Annotated in this window: 3 protein-coding genes; all 3 read right to left on the reverse strand. The window is 57.3% G+C overall.

The features are described from left to right. A partial coding sequence (locus tag RDN59_RS11765) for a copper chaperone PCu(A)C (protein ID WP_308607995.1) occupies positions 1-584 on the reverse strand: 584 nt, incomplete at its 3' end. 76 nt (positions 585-660) lie between these two features. Next, complete coding sequence (locus tag RDN59_RS11770) at positions 661-1248, reverse strand: copper resistance protein CopC (RefSeq protein WP_308607996.1); 588 nt, start codon at positions 1246-1248, stop codon at positions 661-663. Positions 1249-1438: 190 nt separating this feature from the next. Then, positions 1439-3257, reverse strand: a 1819-nt coding sequence (locus RDN59_RS11775) for a hypothetical protein (protein ID WP_308607997.1), incomplete at its 5' end; no start/stop codon positions are given.

Here is a 3257-nt window from a genome sequence, read left to right on the forward strand (position 1 = left end):
CCGTGGTTCATGTGGCCCATGTCACCGTAGTCTTCATCGCCGGCACCAATGGTGCGCACCGGGATATCACCGAGCTCGATCGTGGAACCGTCGGCAAGCTCCAGCGTCAGGGTGGCGGTCTCACCGGCCATAACGGGCTCGGTCACGCCCATCACCATGAAGTGGAAACCGCCCGGCGCGAGCTCAACGGATTCGCCGGCAGGGATATCGAAGCCGCCTTCCTTCTCCTGCATGACGCCATCGACAACCTCATGGATCTCGTAGTGCTTCGCCTTCACCGAAGAGGTGAAGCCAACCACGTTGACGTCCTTGTCAGTGTGATTGTGGAGGGTGCCAAAGATCGCGGTCATATCGGAGTCCTTCTCCATAGCACGCACAACAGCATCCTCGAAAGTTACGCCAGACTCAGCGGAGGAAGAAGCCGAAGTACTGGTCTCCGCGTCCTTGTCCTTCTCAGCGCTGGTTGCAGTGCTCGACGGAGCTGCGGCGGAATCCTCTTCGCTCGGGGAGCAAGCCGCCAAGGTCAAGCTGCCAGCTGCGAGAGCCGCCACGGAGACGCGGAGGAAAGAACGGGTATTCAGCATGGGACATGCCTTTCTGCAGTAACAGTAGTTAAGGAAAGTGCGGATTGACTCTCGCCTCATCGGAGGCGCGTGGTATTTAGCCTTCTGAGCCTTCTCCACCTGCGCGGCGGGTCTTTGCTCCGAAGGCAAAGAGCGCTGCGCCGACGACGAGAACTGCTCCTACGCCAATGATCCATTTGGCCGCGGAGGGCAAGGAACTCAGCGGATCCTGAGACTCCTGTGCATCGTCGCCTTCCTTGGCACCATCGGCAGAAGCATCTGCGGCCTCATGCCCGCCGGCCCCAGAGCCCACGCTAAACGGCACGGAACCGAGCGTGGAGTGGCCATCGGAGGAGGTAATGCGGAAACCTACCTGGTATTCACCATCACCAGGTTCGATGTCCTGAGGAACCTCAACGGTGAGATTGCGGCCATCAATGGTGGGGGTGGCGTCAAAAAGCACCTCGCCAGAGGCTGTATCGCTCACGGCAAAAGTATTGAAGTCATCCCGGGGAATACCAGAGAACTCCAGCGTGATTTCACGGGGGAATTCTTCCAGCGGTGCGTCACCCACCACGTTTCCGCCAATGACTGAGTCATGCGCCACCGCTAGCGGCGCGGACAACCCAATCGCAAGGCCCGCAGCCCCAGCGGCAATTCCCGTAGTGACCCGACGCAGCTGCATTTCCCGGACTACTCCTTGATGGTCTGATGAAACTTTTGGTTGAAGGTTCCCTCATCCTATCGCCGGGAGGGATCCTCGAGCCAATCCTTACCCCGCACCGATTGTGCGGGGTTACCAAGTAGTCGTTGCATGCAGTGGAAAAGTTCCCTGCTGAAGTTCCAACAGCAGCTAAGTCATATTCCTGGGCTTACTACTTGCTACGCCCGCGCAGAAGGATAACTACCAAGATGACGACGGTAAGTGCAATGATGCCCAGCGCAGCGGCTAAGAGATAGCCAAGAATGCCAAAGCCAAAGCCTTCATCCTCATCGGCGCTTGCTGCCTGGTCCGACTTATCCTTCATCTCTTTATCACCATCGCTATTCGGGGCCTCAGTCTGGTCCTTGACAGGTTCATAGATTGGGCCTTGGATCGGCTCCCCTAAGACCTTGGAGGTGAGGGCATATTTCACCGTGTCTCGCTTACTATCAGACACCTCATCTTCCTTTTCGGCCCCCGTGCCCGCGTCCAAGGTGACCAAGATGTAATAGTCACCCTCCAACCAGTTAGCTTGGGCTTCTTGCCCGTTTGCCTGACTTTGACCGAAACGGTTAGCGAAGGCCGTCGGTGTAACTGAGTGTGCCGCAACTTCATGGCCCTCGTTCAACGCCGACATATAATCGTTGTCACCAGCTCGCTCGCGCGCGGGGTTAAGAATCTCCAAATTCAGGGCCGAATATTTCAAGGCATTCTCATCAGACATCTCGCCTACTTTCAAGGCGGCGGCAAGCTGCTGTCCTTCCTTCATGGGAACCTTGAAGACTTGCGCCTCACCGCGCACGATGTCGGTCTCGATGGTGTCTCCGCTTTCCAGCTCAATGGCATCGCCGAACCAGCTAGCCGCGCGAACCTTTTCAGCGCCTTCAAAATTGGCATGAAGCTCACCCTCTAGCTCGCTGTCCAGCCCACTCACCAGCTCATCCATATTGGACACAGGGTCAATGCGGTGGAGGAGGATTTCCACATCGAGGGGTTCCTCAGCCTTATGGGTCATCGACCGCATCGCGGTCAAGACAATCTCGTCATCTGGACACTTTTCGGAGCCCATTTCTCGCGTAAAGGCACTCGCGCTGGGCAAAGCGTCTGTGCGAATGGAGGTATGGAACTCGTCCTGATCAGCAGTGCACTCAATGGAGCCTTGTTCACCGCCATGATTACCGGTCGGCGGCTCGGAACCGTCACCAAAGAAAATCTTCATTCCGAGATCTCGCGGCTTAACCACCGCGCCGTCCAAAGTCTTGTACATCGTCGCTACATACCGCTCCCCTGGTTTGACGGGAATGGACCACGACTCAGCGTGAAAATCCTTGTGGGTGTCTTCGCCACCGTTCGGCGGGGCATCCAACTCCGCACGGAAGATGAAGTCCTCACCAGACTCCCATCGTGGAAGCTGCGTTGGTTGACTGATATCTTCGCTACCTTCCATCTGTTCGACATCGGATTGATAGATGTCCGCGGCACGCCCTGCTGCCTTCTTGATCATCGCTGCCAATGAGTCTGCATCATCGGCGTCGAGATACTCGCCGCCAGCGGCATCTGCGATGCAGGAGAGCTCCTTTCGGGCCTCCTCATCGACGTTAAAACCAATGGTGTTGATGACCAGATCGACGCCCTGCTCGTGAAGCTCTTTGGCCACCTCACATACCGGCGGCGGCGCGCACGTGTCGATTCCATCAGAGACAAGCACAATGGTGCCGTGCTGGCCACCCAATTCCTCGGCGGCCTTCTTCAGGGAATCACCAATCGGGGTATAGCCCTTGGCCTGGAGCGCATCGATCGGGCCAGTGAAAGAATCCCCTACATCCTCTTTGGGGCCACTGACCACGTGGATGTCCTGGCACCCTACTTCTTGGTTCTCTGGAGCCTCGTCGACCGTGCCGCCGTAAGTAACAAGTCCGAGCGGGATAGTCCCACCAAGCTCAGAAACGAACTTCTTCGTTGCGTCCTTCGCAGCGTCGAGGCGGGTCTGC

The organism is uncultured Corynebacterium sp. (assembly GCF_902489365.1).
Taxonomy (GTDB): domain Bacteria; phylum Actinomycetota; class Actinomycetes; order Mycobacteriales; family Mycobacteriaceae; genus Corynebacterium.

Bases quoted from the DNA above. Each gene is read 5' to 3' on its own strand.
- RDN59_RS11770 (WP_308607996.1), bottom strand. From the start codon at position 1,248: ATGCAGCTGCGTCGGGTCACTACGGGAATTGCCGCTGGGGCTGCGGGC.